At 74.8% G+C, this 18,066-nt stretch carries 14 protein-coding genes; 13 read left to right on the forward strand and 1 reads right to left on the reverse strand.

The genetic code is table 11. From position 1 onward, the window contains the following. Nucleotides 1-101: 101 nt before the first annotated feature. The 3 genes from pheS (at nucleotide 102) to ACU610_RS05315 (ending at nucleotide 4,681) form a co-directional block, all read left to right on the forward strand. A complete protein-coding gene (gene pheS / locus ACU610_RS05305) occupies nucleotides 102-1,169 on the forward strand; it encodes a phenylalanine--tRNA ligase subunit alpha (RefSeq protein WP_446766674.1) in 1,068 nt (355 codons plus the stop codon). Nucleotides 1,170-1,314: 145 nt separating this feature from the next. Further along, nucleotides 1,315-3,795, forward strand: coding sequence for a phenylalanine--tRNA ligase subunit beta (pheT, locus tag ACU610_RS05310; protein WP_446766675.1), 2,481 nt, complete (start codon nucleotides 1,315-1,317; stop codon nucleotides 3,793-3,795). After that, the gene (locus ACU610_RS05315; RefSeq protein ID WP_446766676.1) at nucleotides 3,788-4,681 is read left to right on the forward strand and encodes an SDR family NAD(P)-dependent oxidoreductase; all 894 of its coding nucleotides are present in this window, start codon (nucleotides 3,788-3,790) and stop codon (nucleotides 4,679-4,681) included. Before pheT ends, ACU610_RS05315 begins: the two co-directional genes overlap by 8 nt. Before the next feature lie 14 nt (nucleotides 4,682-4,695). Here ACU610_RS05315 and ACU610_RS05320 read toward each other — a convergent pair whose 3' ends face one another. After that, on the reverse strand, nucleotides 4,696-5,577 hold the full coding sequence (locus ACU610_RS05320; protein ID WP_446766677.1) for a diacylglycerol/lipid kinase family protein: 882 nt from the start codon (nucleotides 5,575-5,577) through the stop codon (nucleotides 4,696-4,698). A 264-nt stretch (nucleotides 5,578-5,841) separates the two neighbouring features. On the opposite strand from ACU610_RS05320, the gene ACU610_RS05325 reads away from it, so the two are divergent. From ACU610_RS05325 to ACU610_RS05370, 10 genes are all read left to right on the forward strand, one after another. After that, nucleotides 5,842-7,506, forward strand: a complete 1,665-nt coding sequence (locus ACU610_RS05325; RefSeq protein ID WP_446766678.1) for a P-loop ATPase, Sll1717 family — start codon at nucleotides 5,842-5,844, stop codon at nucleotides 7,504-7,506. Then, nucleotides 7,499-9,643, forward strand: a complete 2,145-nt coding sequence (locus ACU610_RS05330; RefSeq protein ID WP_446766679.1) for a hypothetical protein — start codon at nucleotides 7,499-7,501, stop codon at nucleotides 9,641-9,643. The genes ACU610_RS05325 and ACU610_RS05330 overlap by 8 nt, the downstream gene beginning before the upstream one ends. A gap of 100 nt (nucleotides 9,644-9,743) precedes the next feature. After that, the gene (gene argC, locus ACU610_RS05335) at nucleotides 9,744-10,784 is read left to right on the forward strand and encodes an N-acetyl-gamma-glutamyl-phosphate reductase (protein WP_446766680.1); all 1,041 of its coding nucleotides are present in this window, start codon (nucleotides 9,744-9,746) and stop codon (nucleotides 10,782-10,784) included. Further along, a complete protein-coding gene (argJ, locus tag ACU610_RS05340) occupies nucleotides 10,781-11,932 on the forward strand; it encodes a bifunctional glutamate N-acetyltransferase/amino-acid acetyltransferase ArgJ (protein ID WP_446766681.1) in 1,152 nt (383 codons plus the stop codon). The genes argC and argJ overlap by 4 nt, the downstream gene beginning before the upstream one ends. Further along, nucleotides 11,929-12,990 (forward strand): acetylglutamate kinase, encoded by a 1,062-nt coding sequence (argB, locus tag ACU610_RS05345; RefSeq protein WP_446766682.1) that lies wholly within the window; start codon nucleotides 11,929-11,931, stop codon nucleotides 12,988-12,990. Before argJ ends, argB begins: the two co-directional genes overlap by 4 nt. After that, a complete protein-coding gene (locus ACU610_RS05350) occupies nucleotides 12,987-14,192 on the forward strand; it encodes an acetylornithine transaminase (RefSeq protein WP_446766683.1) in 1,206 nt (401 codons plus the stop codon). The genes argB and ACU610_RS05350 overlap by 4 nt, the downstream gene beginning before the upstream one ends. Then, the gene (gene argF, locus ACU610_RS05355) at nucleotides 14,189-15,133 is read left to right on the forward strand and encodes an ornithine carbamoyltransferase (RefSeq protein ID WP_446766684.1); all 945 of its coding nucleotides are present in this window, start codon (nucleotides 14,189-14,191) and stop codon (nucleotides 15,131-15,133) included. The genes ACU610_RS05350 and argF overlap by 4 nt, the downstream gene beginning before the upstream one ends. A 64-nt stretch (nucleotides 15,134-15,197) precedes the next feature. After that, entirely contained in the window at nucleotides 15,198-15,734 is a 537-nt protein-coding gene (locus ACU610_RS05360) for an arginine repressor (protein ID WP_446766685.1), read from the forward strand. Between the two features lie 182 nt (nucleotides 15,735-15,916). Continuing rightward, on the forward strand, nucleotides 15,917-17,377 hold the full coding sequence (gene argH / locus ACU610_RS05365) for an argininosuccinate lyase (RefSeq protein ID WP_446770691.1): 1,461 nt from the start codon (nucleotides 15,917-15,919) through the stop codon (nucleotides 17,375-17,377). A gap of 38 nt (nucleotides 17,378-17,415) precedes the next feature. Beyond that, nucleotides 17,416-18,018 carry a DNA-3-methyladenine glycosylase gene (locus ACU610_RS05370; protein WP_446770692.1) on the forward strand — a complete coding sequence of 201 codons (603 nt, stop codon included), beginning with the start codon at nucleotides 17,416-17,418 and terminating at the stop codon, nucleotides 18,016-18,018. Nucleotides 18,019-18,066 lie beyond the last annotated feature (48 nt).

Here is an 18,066-nt window from a genome sequence, read left to right on the forward strand (position 1 = left end):
CACCCACCGCGCCGCCCGACCGTGCGAGATCACGCGATCTCGCCGAGGGGCAGCCAAACCCGGCAGCAGCGCCTGCGCGCGCACGGGCAGAATGGCCTCCCGTGTCTGGCGCCAACGACCCCTACGACCCCAAGCAGGTCGCCGCCCTCTCACCCGAGGCCCTCGACGCCGCGGTCGCCGAGGCCCAGCGGGCGTTCGCCGACGCCGGCGACCTCGAGCAGCTGGCCGCCGTCCGCCCGGCCCACCTCGGGGACCGCGCGCCGGTGCTGCTGGCCCGCCGCGAGCTCGGCGCCCTGCCGCCGGCCGCCCGCGCCGATGCCGGCAAGCGGGTCAACGCCGCCCGGGTCGCGGTCACCGAGGCCTACGAGTCCCGCAGGGCCAGGCTGGAGGCCGAGCGCGACGCCCGCGTGCTGGCCGAGGAGCGGGTCGACGTCACGCTGCCGTGGGACCGGCTGCCCCGCGGCGCCCGGCACCCGCTGACCACGCTGACCGACCGGATCGCCGACATCTTCGTCGGGATGGGCTACGAGGTCGCCGAGGGCCCGGAGCTCGAGGCCGAGTGGCTGAACTTCGACGCGCTCAACATCGGCCGCGACCACCCGGCGCGCACGATGATGGACACCTTCTTCGTCGCCCCCGAGGACTCGGGCCTGGTGCTGCGCACGCACACCAGCCCGGTGCAGGCGCGCACGATGCTCTCCCGCACCCCGCCCATCTACGTCGTCGCGCCGGGCCGGGTGTACCGCACCGACGAGCTGGACGCCACGCACCTGCCGGTGTTCCACCAGGTCGAGGGCCTGGCGGTCGACCGCGGGCTGACCATGGCGCACCTGCGCGGCACGCTGGACCACCTCGCCCGCTCGCTGTTCGGCGGCGACGCGGTCACCCGCTGGCGGCCCTCGTACTTTCCCTTCACCGAGCCGTCGGCGGAGTTCGACGTGTGGTTCCCCGAGCACCGCGACGGCCCGCGCTGGGTCGAGTGGGGCGGCTGCGGGATGGTCAACCCGCGGGTGCTGGTCGCGTGCGGCATCGACCCGGAGGAGTACTCCGGCTTCGCGTTCGGCATGGGCATCGAGCGGGCCCTGCAGTTCCGCTCCGCCGTCGGCGACATGCGGCACTTCGCCGAGGGCGACGTCCGTTTCACTTCTGCGTTCGGAGTCGATCAGTGAGCGGGCATCGCCGCGCCGGGAGCCGACAGCGAGTGAGCATCGCAGCGAGGGACGAGCGAGGAGCGGTGCGAGCGCGGAGGCGACCCGACGACGAGGAACGAACGAGGAGCGGAGCGAACGGGCTGCGGAGCAGCGGAGGAGCACAGTGAGGGTCCCCATCGGCTGGCTGGCCGAGCACGTCGACGTCCCCGCCGATACCACGGTCGAGGACCTCGACGCCGCCTTCATCCGGCTGGGCCTGGAGGTGGAGGAGGTCCACCGGGCCGCTGAGGTCACCGGCCCGCTGGTCGTCGGCCGGGTGCTGGAGATCGAGGAGCTGACCGGCTTCAAGAAGCCGATCCGCTACTGCCAGGTGGACGTCGGCGAGGAGGCCGGCGCCGAGGGTGGGCGGGATGTACGCGGCATCGTCTGCGGCGCCCGCAACTTCGCCGTCGGCGACGCGGTCGTCGTCGCGCTGCCCGGCGCCGTGCTGCCCGGCGGCTTCGCGATCGCCTCCCGGAAGACCTACGACCGCGTCTCCGACGGGATGATCTGCTCGGTCCGCGAGCTGGGCGTCGGGGACGACCACGCCGGCATCCTGGTGCTCGGCGACGACGCCCCGGCGCCGGGCACCCCGGCCGGCCCGCTGGTGGGCCTCGACGACGTGGTCGTCGAGCTGGCCATCACCCCCGACCGCGGCTACTGCCTGTCGATCCGCGGCATCGCCCGCGAGATGGGCACCGGCCTGGGCGTCGAGTGGCGTGACCCCGGCGCGCTGACCCCGCCGGCCTGGGCCGGCGAGCCGGCGTGGCAGGTCACGGTCGAGGACGCCGACCGCTGCGACCGCTTCTCGATGATCGCGCTGGAGGGCCTGGACCCGACCGCGCCGAGCCCGTGGTGGATGCGCCGGCGCCTGGCGCAGTCCGGTGTCCGCAGCATCTCGCTGGCCGTCGACGTCACCAACTACGTGATGCTCGAGGTCGGCCAGCCGATGCACGCCTTCGACCGCGACCGGGTGCGCGGGCCGATCGTCGTCCGCCGGGCGCGCGAGGGCGAGCGGTTGACCACGCTGGACGGCGTGGAGCGGCGGCTGGCCTCGGACGACCTGCTCATCACCGACGACTCCGGCCCGATCGGGCTGGCCGCGGTCATGGGTGGTGCGTCGACCGAGATCGGCGACGGCACCTCGAACGTGCTGCTGGAGGCGGCGCACTGGGAGCCGACCGGTGTGGCGCGCACCGCCCGCCGGCACCGGCTGCCCAGCGAGGCGGCCAAGCGGTTCGAGCGCGGCGTCGACCCGGAGATGACCGTGGTCGCGCTGGCCCGCGCCGCCGCGCTGCTGGCCGAGTACGGCGGCGCGCGGGTCGTCGGCTCGCTGGTGGACGTCGACACCCGCGGTCCCCGCCCGACGATCGCGCTGGACGCCGCACGGCCGGGCCGGGTCGCCGGGGTGCCCTACCCGACGGCGCAGGTCACCGAGCTGCTGGCCGCCGTCGGCTGCACGGTCGAGGGGGACGGCCTGCTCACGGTCACCCCGCCGTCCTGGCGCCCCGACCTCACCGACCCGGCCGACCTGGTCGAGGAGGTCGTGCGGCTGGCCGGCTACGACCACGTCCCCTCGGTGCTGCCCACGGCCCCGCCCGGGCGCGGGCTGACCGAGCGGCAGCGCCGGCGACGGGCCGTCGGGTGCGCCCTGGCGGAGTTCGGCTACGTCGAGGCGCCGTCCTTCCCCTTCGTCGGGACGGCGGTCCTCGACGCGCTGGGCCTGGCCGAGGACGACCCGCGCCGGCAGGTCGTGCTGGTGCGCAACCCGCTGTCGGAGGAGGAGCCGGCGCTGCGGACGACGCTGCTGCCGGGGCTGCTCGCGGCGCTGGCGCGCAACCTCTCCCGCGGCATCCGCGACGTCGCCCTGTTCGAGCACGGCGCGGTCTTCCCCGGCGGGGAGCGGTCGGCGGCTCCGCTGCCCGGCGTGGACCGGCGTCCGGACGACGAGACGCTGGCCGCGCTGCTGGGCGCGGTCCCGGAGCAGCCGTGGCACGTCGCCGTGGCCCTGGCCGGGAACCGCGAGCCGCGCGGCTGGTGGGGCGCGGGCCGGCCGGCCGTCTGGGCCGACGCCGTCCAGGCCGCCCGCCGCGTCGCCGAGGCCGCGGGCGTCGAGCTGACCGTGCGCGCGGGCGAGCGGGCGCCGTGGCACCCGGGCCGCTGCGCGGAGCTGCTGGTCGACGGGCGCGTGGTCGGGCACGCGGGCGAGCTGCACCCGCGGGTGTGCGCGGCCCTCGACCTGCCGGCCCGCACCGCGGTGATGGAGCTCGACGTCGACGCGCTGCCGCCGGCGTCGGTGCCGGTGGGCCCGCACCTGTCGAGCTTCCCGCCGGTCTTCGTCGACCTGGCGTTCGTGCTGGACGAGGGCGTGCCGGCCGCAGCGGTCGAAGAGTCGATCCGCGAGGCCGCCGGCGAGCTGCTCGAGTCGGTGCGGCTGTTCGACGTCTACACCGGGCCGCAGGTCGGTGCGGGGCGCAGGTCGCTGGCGTACTCGCTGACCCTCCGCGCACCGGACCGCACCCTGTCCACGGCGGAGGCGGCCGAGCTCCGGCAGCGCGTGGTGGCCTTCGTCGAGGAGGCGCAGCAGGCGGAGCTCCGTGGCTGAAGGAGGAGAAGGACCCCTGGAAGGACCCCCTGCCCCCCACCACTCGCAGGCTCGCGGCGGGCCCCTGCAGGGGGCCGACGGGACGGCAGCACTCGCCGGCGTCGCGCTGGTCACCGGCGCGTCGACCGGCATCGGCCGGCACCTGGTGCAGGGGCTGGCTGCCCGCGGCATGGCCGTGGCCGGCCTGGCTCGCAACGGGGATCGGCTGGCGGCGGCGATGGACGAGGTCGCCGTCGCCACCGGTGCCCGCACGCTGGCCGTGCCCGCCGACGTCACCGACCGGGCCGCCGTGGACGAGGCGGTCGCGCGGGTCCGGGAGGAGCTCGGGCCGGTCGACCTGCTGGTCAACAACGCCGGGGTGATCGACGCGGCCGAGGAGCCGCTGTGGGAGGCCGACCCCGACCAGTGGTGGTCGGTCGTGGAGAGCCACGTCCGCGGCGCGTTCCTGCTCGCCCGCGCCGTCGTCCCGTGGATGGTCCTGCGCAACCGCGGCCGCGTCGTCGACCTCGCCAGCGGCATGAGCGTGCGCGCCCGACCGGAGTACTCGGCCTACTCGGTGGCCAAGACCGGACTGATGCGGATGACCGAGGCGCTGGCCGGCGCCCTCGAGGGCACGGGCGTGCGGGTCTTCGACGTGGCGCCCGGCGTCGTCGACACCCCGATGACCCGGGCGATGCCGATGTGGCGCGGCTTCACCGACTGGACGCCGCCGGAGCGCGTCGTCGAGCTGGTCGCCGCGATCGCCGCCGGGGAGCTCGACCAGTGGTCCGGCCGGTTCCTGCGGGCGGGCGCCGACGACCTCGCCGTCCTGCGCGCCACCACGCCGGAGGACGCCGCCCGCCAGCTGCGGCTGCGCCCGTACGGGGACGGCGACCCGCTGGCCTGACCGGCGGCCGCCGCTCAGATGACGGTGGCCAGCGCCCGCGGTGCGATGTCGACGGCGACCGGCGTGTCCGCGTCCAGCTCCACCAGCTCGCCGTCCAGCTGCAGGGGCATGGGGGCGAGCGCCGTGAACGCGTAGTGGGTCACACTCGGTTGCGGGCCGAGCCCGCGGGTCGCCGCCCTGAGGAGCGTCCCGAGCACGCGGAGCTTGCCGGTGCGCCGCTGGGTGATGACCTCGAACCGGCCGTCGTCGGGGCGGCCACCCTTACTGAGCGTCGCGTACTTGGCCATCTCGTCGATGTTGGCGAAGACCAGGCTGTCGATCGTGCGCCGTCTGCCGTCCTCGAGCTCGATCGGGAACGGCCGGAACCGGGAGAAGGACCGCACCACGGTGACGATCTCCCGCCACGACCCCTTGCCGCCCTCCTCCAGGTCGACGGCGACGACGGGGGTCAGGCCGACGCCGATGTAGGAGTGCGCGTACCGGGTCTGCGCGGCGGCCCCGCTGCCGATGGTCAGCCGGAGCAGGTCGATCCGCCGGACCTCACCGGCCACGATCGCGTCGGCCAGCGGTCGCTGCCGCGTCACCCGGCGGTGGTCGTTGGCGTTGCCGGCGGCCCGCACCGCGCACACGGCCTCGCTGTCCCCGGCCTGCATGACACCGTCGACGACCTCGTTGTACCCGCCGTCGCCGCTCACCGAGACCAGCAGTGGACGCCCGGAACCGGCCGCCTCCCTGGCCAGGTCACGGGCGTGCCCCGCGTACCGGGTGGGGCAGAGCTCCACCGGCACGGCCGGCAGCCGCCGGGTCAGCTCGGCCCGCAGCTCCTCCGCGGACCGGGGCGCGTCGCCGGTGCTGTTCGGGTTGAAGATGACCACGATCCGGTCGTACGGACTCACGGTGGGGCTCCTCCAGGGGGCGGGCGCCCGTCGGCTGTGCACCGTCATGCCCGCAGGGCGACCCGGGCACTCGCGAGGGCGCCGGACCCTGCGCCGTGGGTCGGCCGCCGTGCGACCGGTCCCACGAGGACGGCGACCCGCTGACCTGGACGCCGCTGTGCCAGCGCCGCGGGGGCGGCCCCGCCCGACCCCGGGCCGGCCCCGCGACTCGCCGGTGGCTGTATCTACCGCAGAGGTCCGGGCATCCTCCGAGTACAGGTCCCCGTGCGGAGCGTCGCGGGGTTCGTGCTCTTCCCGGACGAGGGGGACGCCATGGGAGCAGCGCCCGGCGAGCTGATGCGGATCCTCACGCGGAACCAGCCCCTGGGCCCGCCGTACACGGAGGAACTGCTCAGGAGCCCGCGCGGCATCTTCGAGCAGCTCTACGACCGCACGAACGGCTGCCACGGCAGTGCGGAGCGCGACGACCCGATCTACGTGGTCGGCCGCAAGGGCTCCGGCAAGACGGCCTTCCTGGTGGGCACGGCCTTCGTGGACGGCGCGAAGGTCATCCTCATCAAGTCCGAGGACGCCTACCACGAGATCGAACGGCTGCGGATGCGGTACGCGCGGGAGGTCGGTCCGCTCTTCGCGGAGAACCTCGCGCACGTGTGGCAGGTGCTCCTGACCCACGCCGCCATGCTGCTCTCGTACCGGGTGCCCGGACTGAGGCACACGGACGAGGGCCGGCTCATCGCGTCCTACCTCAGCTCGTACGGCAACCCGTCGAGCCTGGAACCGGGGAGACTGCTCGCCCGTGTCGGCAGTGCGCTGTCCGACGTCCTCGTCCGATCGGCCCCGGGTCTCACGGTCGAGGAGATGTGCGCGTCCCTGCGGACGGACGTCGCCACCTACGAGGTCGCCTACCGGTCCTTCGTCGACCTGATCGGACGCAAGGGGGTGCGCCTGTACGTCGTCGTGGACAACCTCGAGGACCTGCACGTCCACGTGGACGAGCTGCGGACGACCCTGTCCGCGCTCTTCCGCGCCACCCGCGAGTTCGCCAGCACCGCGGGGGCCCAGCCGTTCAAGGTCCGCTTCGCCTTCCCGGCGGAACTCGTGCAGCGGCTCCGGGACCTCACGGCCAACCCGGAGAAGGACTTCCTCGACTACCTCGTCATCCGGTGGACCGCGGCGGAGCTGATGACCATCGCCGGGAACCGTCTCCGGCGCTTCCTCGACCTGTACCACCAGGACGAGCTCGAGCGCCTGGGTCTGCCGCGCCAGCACGACGAGCGTGACCACCAGACGGCGGAGGTCACCCTGAGGTCGTTGCTCCCCTGGGGAGGGATCCGCACGGGTCTGGGGTCCGACGAGGACCCGGTGGCCTACATCATGCGGCACACGCAGCTCCTGCCGCGCCACCTCATCCAGATCCTGAACGAGATCCTGGCGCGCGCGGCGCGGCACCGCCAGGGCGTTCCCGTCGCGACCCCACAGGACGTCCTGGAAGGCGTCCGGGAGGCGGAGCTGCGCATCGTCGACGGGATCCTGTCGAGCTATTCGCACGACTACCCGTACATGGCGGCGGCGCTCGGGTACCTCAAGAACCACATCCCGAACACGCTCACGTGCAGCGAGCTCCACCGCGCCTTCAACGCCGCAGGGGTCGCCCGGTCCGGCGTCGACTACAACGACTTCCTGGAGGCCGCCCTCGACGTGGGTGTCCTCGGCATCGTCGACGGCTCCACCTCGCGGTACACCGTCGGCCGCTTCTCGTACACGTTCACCGAGACGCTGCGGCCGGTGGAGGACGAGGACCAGGTCTGCGTGCACCCGCTCTTCATGTTCCGGCTCTTCGACCGGGGCGGGATCCGCCGCCTCCGGGACCAGGGGAGGCTCCCGGTGTACCCGTACGGCTCGGACACCGGGCAGTTCGACCGTGACTAGCAGCGGGCGGTGGGCCTACCTCGACGGCGGCCACGAGGGCCGCAGCGTGCTCGGCATCTCGTTCTCCGGCGGCGGCATCAGGTCGGCGGCCTTCTGCCTGGGTGCCTACCAGGCCCTGTCCCGCCAGGGGCTGTTCCAGAGGGCGCGGTACCTGTCCGCCGTCTCGGGGGGCAGCTACATCGCCGGTGCCCTCACGGTCGCCCAGGGGAAGTCCGATGCGGAGGCCCTGCGCGGGGAGGCCGCGCCCTGGTCCCGGGGCAGCCCGGAGGAGTGGTACCTCCGGACGCACCTCAGTTACCTGGCTCCCGGCCTGGCCGGCCGGCTGTGGCTGCTCGTGAACTTCGTCTACGGGCTCGTGCTGAACCTCCTGCCGCTCGTCGTCGGGTCCCTTCTCGCCGGCCGGGTCGTCGGGCTGGTGTACGGGGCCGTGATCGACGACATCGGGACCGCCCGCGGCCGGCCGGCCGGCGCGGTCGCGTGGGGGAGCGCCGCCGCGGCCGGCCTGTTCCTGGCGGCGATCGTGCTGGTGGGGCTGCGGCGGTTCTTCGACAGGGGCCGGTTCCGCGCCGTGCCGGGGGAGCGGTCGCTCCGGAGGGCCGCGACAGCCCTCGTCGCGGGCTCGGGTGTCGTCGCCGTCCTGGCCGTCTGCCTGCCCCTCCTGGTGCACCTCCTCGGTCTGGCGCTGGCCGACGGCCCGTTCTGGGCGGGGAGGGCCGACGACCTGGGGTCCCGTCGCCTGCTCGTGACCGTGGTCATGGTCGTGGGAGTGGTGCTGCTCGGGGCCCTCGCGGTGCTGCTGATGCGACTGGGCAGAGCCCGTGCGTTCCAGGGCGTCCTCGCCTTCCTGGGCGGCTGGGGGATCCTCGCCGTCCCCTTCCTGCTGGCAGCGGAGGACGAGGCGCGCAGTGGCTGGGACGCGCCGCGGGACGGGTGGGAGCTGCTGGGCCTGCTCGTCACGTTGGCGGTCTGCGGGTTCTGCATCCACAACCGCCGGTACTCCATGCACCTGTACTACCGGGAGCGCCTGAGTCACGCGTTCGTCCTGAAGCGCACCAGTGCGGCCGGTGGCGTGCGGGTGGCCCCCGTTCCCTACGACGACGAGGTGAGACTCAGCGACCTCGGTCGGGAGATCGAGGCCAAGCGCAGGTCCGGTCTGCCGTTCCCGGAGCTGATCGTGTGCGCGGCGGTGGCCGCCCGCGAGGGGGACGTGCCCAACAAGAGCTGGGCGGCCCCCTTCACCTTCGACGCCTCCCGGTCGGGGAGCGTCGACCTGGCGCCCCTGGTGCAGACCTCCGAGCTGGAGCGGGCGCGCACGAGGGGCGGCAGCGGCCTCACGCTGCCGTCGATGATGGCGATCTCGGGGGCTGCCATCTCGCCGACCATGGGGCGCTTCACCCTCCCCGCCCTGCGGCTGCTGATGGCCCTCGCGAACCTGCGTCTCGGAGTGTGGATCCCCAACCCGTTACGGGGCGGCGACGTGGCGGCTCCTCCGTCGGGCGGCCGCTCGCGGGTGCGCCGGGTGGCACGGGCGATGGCCGCGGGGTGGCGCGAGCCGGGAGGGCTGTACGTGCTGAAGGAGGCGATGGGGCTGGCGGGGACCAGAGGGCGCTTCATCCACGTGTCGGACGGCGGTCACTGGGAGAACCTCGGCCTCGTGGAGCTGATCAGGCGCCGCTGCACGCACATGATCGTCGTGGACGCCAGCGCGGGTGGTCTCAGCCCGCTGCAGGACATCGCCCGTGCCGCGGCCCTGGCCAGGTCGGACCTCGGTGCCGAGGTGCGGCTGGACCCTGCGGCGACCCTGCCGTCGACCGGGACCGGCCTGGCCGAGGAGCCGGTCGCGGTGGGCAGCGTGACCTATCCCGACGGCAGCATGGGGGTCATCTACTACGCACGCTGCGTCCTGTGGGACGGCGTTCCGATGGACCTCGCGGTGTTCCGGGAGGAGGACCACCAGTTCCCCCAGCACCCGACGGCCAACCAGTTGTTCTCGGGGGAGCAGTTCGACGCCTACCGGGCACTGGGCTGGGAGGTCGCCGCCGCGCTGGCGCAGCGCGCCAACGTGCCCCTCGACCAGTTCGACGCCGGCACCGGCGACAGCGAGGAGGAGGACGCCGAGTCGGTGCTCGTCATGTGAGGCGCTGCGCTGCCGGTGCACGCCGGCGGGAGTGCTCCCGTGGCGGCGCGGCCGGGACCCGTCGTGAACAGTCATGCATGGCCGTGTATGGTCATGCATCGTGAGCGGAGCGCAGACGTGGACGGTCGGGGTCACCGGCGCCACCGGGTACGCGGGGGGTGAGGTGTGCCGGCTGCTGGCCGGGCACCCGGACCTCCGGCTGGCCGGGGTGCACGCCAACTCGAGCGCCGGCCGACGCCTGGGTGAGCTGCAGCCGCACCTGCTGCCCTACGCCGACCTCGAGGTCCGGCCGAGCGACGCCGACTCGCTCGGCGACTACGACGTCGTGGTGCTCGCCCTGCCGCACGGGGAGTCCGCCGCCATCGCCGCACAGTTGTCCGACGACACGCTCGTCATCGACTGCGGCGCCGACCACCGGCTGAACGACCCGGCCTCGTGGGCGCGGTGGTACGGCTCCGCGCACGCCGGCAGCTGGCCCTACGGCCTGCCCGAGCTGCCCGGCCAGCGGGAGCAGCTCGCGGGTGCCCGGCGGATCGCCGTCCCCGGCTGCTACCCCACCTCGGTCACCCTGGCCCTGGCCCCGGCGCTGGCCGCCGGCCTGGTCGAGCCCGACGTCGTGGTGGTCGCCGCCAGCGGCACGTCCGGCGCCGGGAAGAAGGCCTTGCCGCACCTGCTCGGCAGCGAGGTCATGGGATCGGTCAGCGCCTACGGCGTCGGCGGCGTGCACCGGCACACGCCGGAGATGGTGCAGACGCTCTCGCAGGCGGCCGGCGAGCCGGTGGGCGTCAGCTTCACCCCGACCCTCGTGCCGATGAGCCGGGGCATCCTCGCCACCTGCTCGGCGAGGCTGCAGGCCGGGGCCGACGCCGCAGCGGCCCGCGCGGCCTACGAGAAGGCCTACGCCGACGAGCCGTTCGTGCACCTGCTCCCCGAGGGCCAGTGGCCGACGACGGCGCAGGTGCTCGGTGCGAACACGGTCGCCCTGCAGCTGGCCGTCGACCCCGACGCCGGCCGGCTGGTCGTCGTCGCCGCGGTCGACAACCTGACCAAGGGCACCGGGGGAGCGGCGATCCAGTGCGCCAACCTCGCTCTCGGCCTGCCCGAGACCACGGGTCTCCCCGTCGTGGGGGTGGCCCCGTGACGACGACCGCCCCGAAGGGCTTCCGGGCGGCCGGCGTCGCCGCGGGCCTCAAGTCCACCGGCGCGCAGGACGTCGCCCTGGTCGTCAACGACGGTCCGGACGACGCCGCCGCGGCGGTCTTCACCACCAACCGCTTCCCGGCCGCGCCGGTGCAGTGGAGCCGCCAGGTCCTCGGCGGTGGCCGGGTCAGGGCCGTCGTCCTCAACTCCGGCGGCGCCAACGCCTGCACCGGACCGCAGGGCTTCCAGGACACCCACGCCACCGCCGAGCACGCCGCCGCGGAGCTGGGCCTCGGGGCGATCGACGTCGCCGTCGCGTCCACCGGCCTGATCGGCGTCCGGCTGCCCATGGACAAGCTGACCGCCGGCGTCACCGCCGCGGCGGGGGAGCTGTCCGACGACGGCGGGCAGGACGCCGCGCTGGCGATCATGACCACCGACAGCGTCCCGAAGACCACGGTGCAGGCCCGAGGCGGCTGGACCGTCGGCGGCATGGCCAAGGGCGCGGGCATGCTGGCGCCGAGCCTGGCCACGATGCTCGTCGTCCTCACCACCGACGCGGTGGTCGACACCGGCACCCTGCAGACCGCGCTGAAGCGGGCGACCAGCGTGAGCTTCGAGCGGGTCGACTCCGACGGCTGCCTGTCCACCAACGACACGGTCATCGTCATGGCCAACGGCGCCAGCGGTGTCACGCCGAGCGCCGAGGAGGTCACCGAGGCGCTCACCGCGGCGTGCACCGACCTGGCGATGCAGCTGCTGTCCGACGCCGAGGGCTCGACCAAGGACATCGCGATCACCGTCCGCAACGCCGCCAGCGTCGAGGACGCGCTCACCGCCGGCCGCGCCTGCGCCCGTAACAACCTGCTCAAGACCGCGCTGTTCGGCAACGACCCCAACTGGGGCCGGGTGCTCGCGGCCATCGGCACCACCGACGCCGCCTTCGAGGCCGACCGGGTCGACGTCACGATCAACGGCGTCACCGTCTGCCGGGGCGGCGCGATCGGCGACCCCCGCGAGGGGGTCGACCTCACCGGCCGGCAGATCTCCATCGACGTCGACCTGAGGGCCGGCGGCGAGCAGGCCACGATCTGGACCAACGACCTGTCCATCGCCTACGTGCACGAGAACTCGGCCTACTCCACATGAGCGACCAGGCAGCACCCGACCCCGAGCCGCACGTGACGACCGTGCACGACCCGGCCGCCCAGGACCCCACCCCGCCCGACGTCCGGATCGACGAGGCCCCGCCCGCGGTGCCCGCCGTCCGCAGGCGGATCGGCACCAGCCGGGTCATGCGCACCTACGACCCCGAGGGCGACGCCCGCAAGGTCGCCGTCCTGACCGGGGCGCTGCCGTGGCTCAAGGAGTTCCACGGCAACGTCGTGGTGATCAAGTACGGCGGCCACGCGATGGTCGACGAGGAGTGCCGCCGCGCCTTCGCCGAGGACATGGTCTTCCTGCGGACCTGCGGCATCCTGCCCGTCGTCGTCCACGGCGGTGGACCGCAGATCACCGAGATGCTCGGTCGGCTCGGCATCCGCAGCGAGTTCCGCGGCGGCCTGCGGGTGACCACGCCCGAGACCATCGACGTCGTCCGCATGGTGCTCACCGGCCAGGTCGGCCCGGACATCGTCGGGTTGATCAACCAGCACGGCCCGATGGCCGTGCACCTGTCCGGGGAGGACGGCGGCCTGCTCACCGCCGAGCGCACCCTCGCCACGGTGGACGGCGAACAGGTCGACGTCGGCCTGGTCGGGGACGTCGTCGGGGTCGACCCCACCCCGGTCCGGGCGCTGCTGGAGTCCGGGCACATCCCGGTGATCGCCACCGTCGCCCCGGACCGGGACGGCGTGGTGCACAACGTCAACGCCGACACCGCCGCCGCGGCGGTCGCGGTGGCGCTCGGTGCGGTGAAGCTCGTCGTCCTCACCGACGTCGAGGGCCTCTACGCCGACTGGCCGGACCGCGACTCCCTGGTGCAGCAGATCGACGCCGCCGAGCTCGCCGAGATCCTGCCGACCCTCGACTCGGGGATGGTCCCGAAGATGGCCGCCTGCCTGCGGGCGGTCGAGGGCGGGGTGAAGCGGGCGACCGTGGTCGACGGGCGCACCCCGCACGCCCTGCTGCTGGAGATGTTCACGTCCGAGGGCACCGGGACCATGGTGGTCCCGGCCCGCACCGTCCCCGGGGAGGAGCCGGCATGACGAGGGAGGCAGGGCGGGTGAGGACCGCCGAGCTGGCCGCCCGCTGGGCGGCCGTGATGATGAACAACTACCGGACCCCGCCGGTCGCGCTCGCCCGCGGCGCGGGGGCGACCGTGTGGGACGTCGACGGCCGCGAGTACACCGACCTGCTCGGCGGCATCGCGACGACCATCCTCGGCCACGCCCACCCGCGGGTCGTCGAGGCGATCACGCGGCAGGCACAGACCCTCGGCCACGTCTCCAACCTGGCCATGCACGAGCCCGGCGTCACCCTCGCCGAGCGGCTGCTCGAGCTGGCCGGCCGGCCGGGACGGGTCTTCTTCTGCAACTCCGGCGCGGAGGCCAACGAGGCCGCGTTCAAGCTCAGCCGGCTCACCGGGCGCACCGAGGTGGTCACCGCGGAGGGCTCCTTCCACGGCCGGACCATGGGCGCGCTCGCGCTGACCGGGCAGCCGGGCAAGGCCGACGCGTTCGCCCCGCTGCCCGGCGGCGTCCGGTTCGTGCCCTACGGCGACCCCGACGCCCTCACCGGCACGGTCACCGACCGGACGGCGATGGTGCTGCTCGAGCCGATGCTCGGTGAGGGCGGCGTGCAGCCGGCGCCGCCGGGCTACCTCGCCGCCGCGGCCGACACCGCCGCGGCCTCCGGCGCCCTGTTCGCCGTCGACGAGGTGCAGACCGGCACCGGGCGCACCGGGCACTGGTTCGCCCACCAGGCCGACGGGGTGCGCCCCGACGTCGTCACCCTGGCCAAGGCGATCGGCGGCGGGCTCCCGCTCGGCGCCACCCTGGCCTTCGGCGAGGCCGCCGACCTGATGACCGCCGGCTCGCACGGGTCCACCTTCGGCGGCAACCCGATCGCCGCCGCGGCCGCGCTGGCCGTCCTCGACACCATCCGCGACGAGGGGTTGCTGGAGCGGGCCAAGGAGCTCGAGCACCGGTTCACCGCGGGCATCGAGGCCCTCGGTCACCCGGGCGTCTCCGGCGTCCGGGGGAGGGGCGCGCTGCTCGGCGTCGTCCTCCCCGCGCCGGTCGCCGGGGCGCTGGAGGCGGCGCTGCGGGAGGCCGGCTTCCTCACCAACGCCGTCGCTCCGGACGTGCTGCGGCTGGCGCCGTCCCTCGTGCTCACCGACGCGCAGGTCGACGCCTTCGTGGCCGCCCTGCCGGCGGCCCTCGACGCCGCTCTGGAGACCGCTCGGTGACCCGCCACCTCCTCCGGGACGACGACCTCAGCCCGGCCGAGCAGGCCGAGGTGCTGGCCCTGGCCGCAGAGCTCAAGCGCACCCGGCACACCGAGGCCGCGCCCGTCCCGCTGCGGGCGGCGAACGGCGTGCCCCGGGCGGTGGCCGTGCTGTTCGACAAGCCCTCGACCCGCACCCGGGTCAGCTTCTCGGTCGGCGTCGCCGAGCTCGGCGGCTACCCGCTGGTCATCGACGCCGCCACCAGCCAGCTCGGCCGCGGAGAGCCGGTCGAGGACACCACCCGCGTGCTCGACCGGCAGGTCGCCGCGATCGTCTGGCGCACCTTCGGCCAGGACCGCATCGGGGCCATGGCCGCGGTCAGCCGGGTGCCGGTGGTCAACGCCCTCACCGACGAGTTCCACCCCTGCCAGATCCTCGCCGACCTGCAGACCGTCGCCGAGCGCAAGGGCACCCTCGCCGGGCTGACCATGAGCTACCTGGGCGACGGCGCCAACAACATGGCGCACTCCTACCTGCTCGGCGGCGCGACGGCCGGCATGCACGTGCGGATCGGTTCCCCGGCGTCCTTCCAGCCCGATCCCTCGGTGGGGAAGCGCGCCGAGGAGATCGCCGCCGAGACCGGCGGCTCGGTGCGCTGGACCGACGACGCCGCGGCGGCCGCCGACGGCGCCGACGTCCTCGTCACCGACACCTGGGTGTCGATGGGCCAGGAGAGCGAGTACGACGCCCGCGTCGCGCCCTTCCTGCCCTACGCGGTGGACGACGCGGCGCTGGCCCGGGCCGCCGACGACGCCGTCGTCCTGCACTGCCTGCCCGCCTACCGGGGCAAGGAGATCGCGGCCGACGTGATCGACGGGCCGCAGAGCGCGGTGTGGGACGAGGCGGAGAACCGGCTGCACGCGCAGAAGGCGGTGCTCATCTGGCTCCTGGAGAACTCGTGAGACCGGACGTCGCCCGTCGCGCCCCGCAGGGTGCGCGTCCCCCGCGGCTCCTGGAGCGATCCGGGTGACCACGGCGCTGACCCGCTCCGCGCGCCAGGCCCGCATCCGCGAGCTGATCGAGGCCCAGCCGGTCACCTCGCAGACCCAGCTCGCCGCGCTGCTGGCCGAGTCGGGCATCGAGGTCACCCAGGCCACGCTGTCGCGCGACCTGGAGGAGCTCGGTGCGGTCAAGCTGCGCGGGTCCGACGGCGCCCCGGCGTCCTACGTGTTGCCGCCGGAGAACGCCCCGCTGCGCCCCGCACAGGCCGCGCCCGCCCGGCTCACCCGCTTGCTGGGCGACCTGCTGACCTCCGCGGAGGGCAGCGCCAACCTGGCCGTCGTCCGCACGCCGCCGGGTGCGGCGCAGTTCCTCGCGTCGGCGCTGGACAAGGTCGGCCTCCCCGACGTCCTGGGCACGATCGCGGGGGACGACACTCTGCTGGTCGTCTCCCGCCGTCCCAACGGCGGGGCCGCCCTCGCCGACCGGCTGCGGGCGATGGCCGAGCGCGCCCCGGCCCCGACGAACGGACCCGAGACCGACCTGGAGGACCCCGCACCGTGAGCCCGGCCGACCCCGCCGTGCCCTCTGCCGCCGCACCCGGCACCCCCGCCGTGCCCTCTGCCGCCGCACCCGGCACCCCCGCCGTGCCCTCTGCCGCCGGACCCGGCACCCCCGCCGTGCCCTCTGCCGCCGGACCCGGCACCCCCGCCGTGCCCTCTGCCGCCGGACCCGGCACCCCCGCCGTGCCCTCTGCCGCCGGACCCGGCACCCCCGCCCCCTCCTCGCAGACCCGCCTGTGGGGCGGCCGATTCGGCGGCGGTCCCTCGCCGGCGATGGCCGCCCTCTCCAAGTCCACGCACTTCGACTGGAAGCTGGCGCCCTTCGACCTGGCCGGCTCCCGGGCGCACGCCCGCGTGCTGCACCGCGCCGGGCTGCTGACCGACGACGAGCTCGAGCGGATGCTCGGCGCGCTGCACGAGCTGTCCACCGAGGTCGAGGCGGGCGCGTTCGTCGCGATCGAGTCCGACGAGGACGTGCACGAGGCGCTCGAGCGCGGCCTGACCGAGAAGCTCGGCACGCTCGGCGGCAAGCTGCGCGCCGGCCGCAGCCGCAACGACCAGATCGCCACGGACCTGCGGCTGTACCTGCGGCACCACGTCCGGGCGCTGGTCGCCGAGCTCTCGTCGTTGGAGTACGCGCTGGTCGGCCTGGCCGAGCGCTACCAGGACGTGCCGGCCCCCGGCATGACGCACCTGCAGCACGCCCAGCCGGTGCTCATCGCCCACCAGCTGCTGGCCCACGCGCACGCCATCGCCCGGGACGTCGACCGGCTGCGCGACTGGGACCGCCGCACCGCCGTCAGCCCCTACGGCTCCGGCGCGCTGGCCGGCTCGTCGCTGCCGCTGGACCCCGACGCCGTCGCCGCCGAGCTCGGCTTCGACCGCGCCTCGGACAACTCGATCGACGGCGTCAGCGACCGCGACTTCGCCGCGGAGTTCTGCTTCGCCGCCGCGCTGGTCGGCGTCCACCTCTCCCGGCTGGGCGAGGAGGTCGTCCTCTGGACGTCGACGGAGTTCGGCTGGGCCCGGCTCGACGACGCCTGGGCCACCGGGTCGTCGATCATGCCGCAGAAGAAGAACCCCGACATCGCCGAGCTGGCCCGCGGCAAGTCCGGCCGGTTCGTCGGCAACCTGACCGGCCTGCTCACCATGCTCAAGGGCCTGCCGCTGGCCTACGACCGGGACCTGCAGGAGGACAAGGAGCCGGTCTTCGACTCCATGGAGCAGCTGCTCCTGCTGCTGCCCGCGGTCACCGGGATGATCGCCACCCTCACGCTCCGCCCCGAGGTGCTCGCGGCCGCGGCGCCGCAGGGCTTCGCGTTGGCCACCGACGTCGCGGAGTGGCTGGTCCGCCAGGGCGTGCCGTTCCGCTCGGCGCACGAGATCTCCGGGGCGGTGGTCGCCTTCTGCGAGGGGGCCGGTCTCGAGCTCGACCAGCTCGACGACGACCAGCTCGCCGGCATCGACGAGCGGCTCACCCCCGAGGTGCGGTCGGTGCTCTCCGTGCCGGGCGCGCTGGCGGCCCGCAGCGCCCGCGGGGGGACGGCGCCGGAGCGGGTCGCCGGCCAGATCGCCGCGCTGCAGCAGCTCGCGACCGAGCACGCGCACTGGGCGTCGGCCTCACCCGTGGCGGCGGCGCTCTGAGCGACCTCGGACCCGGGCCGCTGCTGACGCCCGGCGAGCTGGTCGGCCCCCCGGACGCCGTGGCGCCGACCCTGCTCGGCTGCTGGGTGGTCACCGACCGCCCCGCCGGCCGGGTCGCGCTGCGGCTGACCGAGGTCGAGGCCTACGCCGGCGACGGCACCGACCCGGCGGCGCACTCCCACCGCGGCCCCACGCCGCGGGCGGCCGTCATGTTCGGCCCGCCGGGGCGGCTCTACGTCTACTTCAGCTACGGCGTGCACTGGTGCGCCAACGTCGTCGTGGGTGCGGAGGGCCAGGGCTCGGCGGTGCTGCTGCGCGCCGGGGACGTCGTGGTGGGGGAGGAGCTCGCCGCCACCCGCCGTCCCGCCGCGCGCGCGGCCCGGGACCTCGCCCGCGGCCCCGCCCGGCTGACCCAGGCCCTCGCCATCGGCCCCGAGGACAAGGACGCCGACCTGCTCGACCCGTCGTCCCCCGTGCGGCTGCACCGGGGCGACCCGCCGGCCGACGTCTCGGCCGGGCCGCGCATCGGGATCAGCGTGGCCACCGAGCTGCCGTGGCGGTTCTGGGAGACCGGGGCCGGGTCGGTCAGCCCCTTCCGCCCGGGCGGGAAGCCCCGCCGCCGGACCGCCGGGCAGGATTGAGTCGGTGACCGAGCCCACGAGGCCACGCGAGGACCCAGCACCCCGGGC

It is taken from the genome of Geodermatophilus sp. URMC 61 (assembly GCF_052931555.1).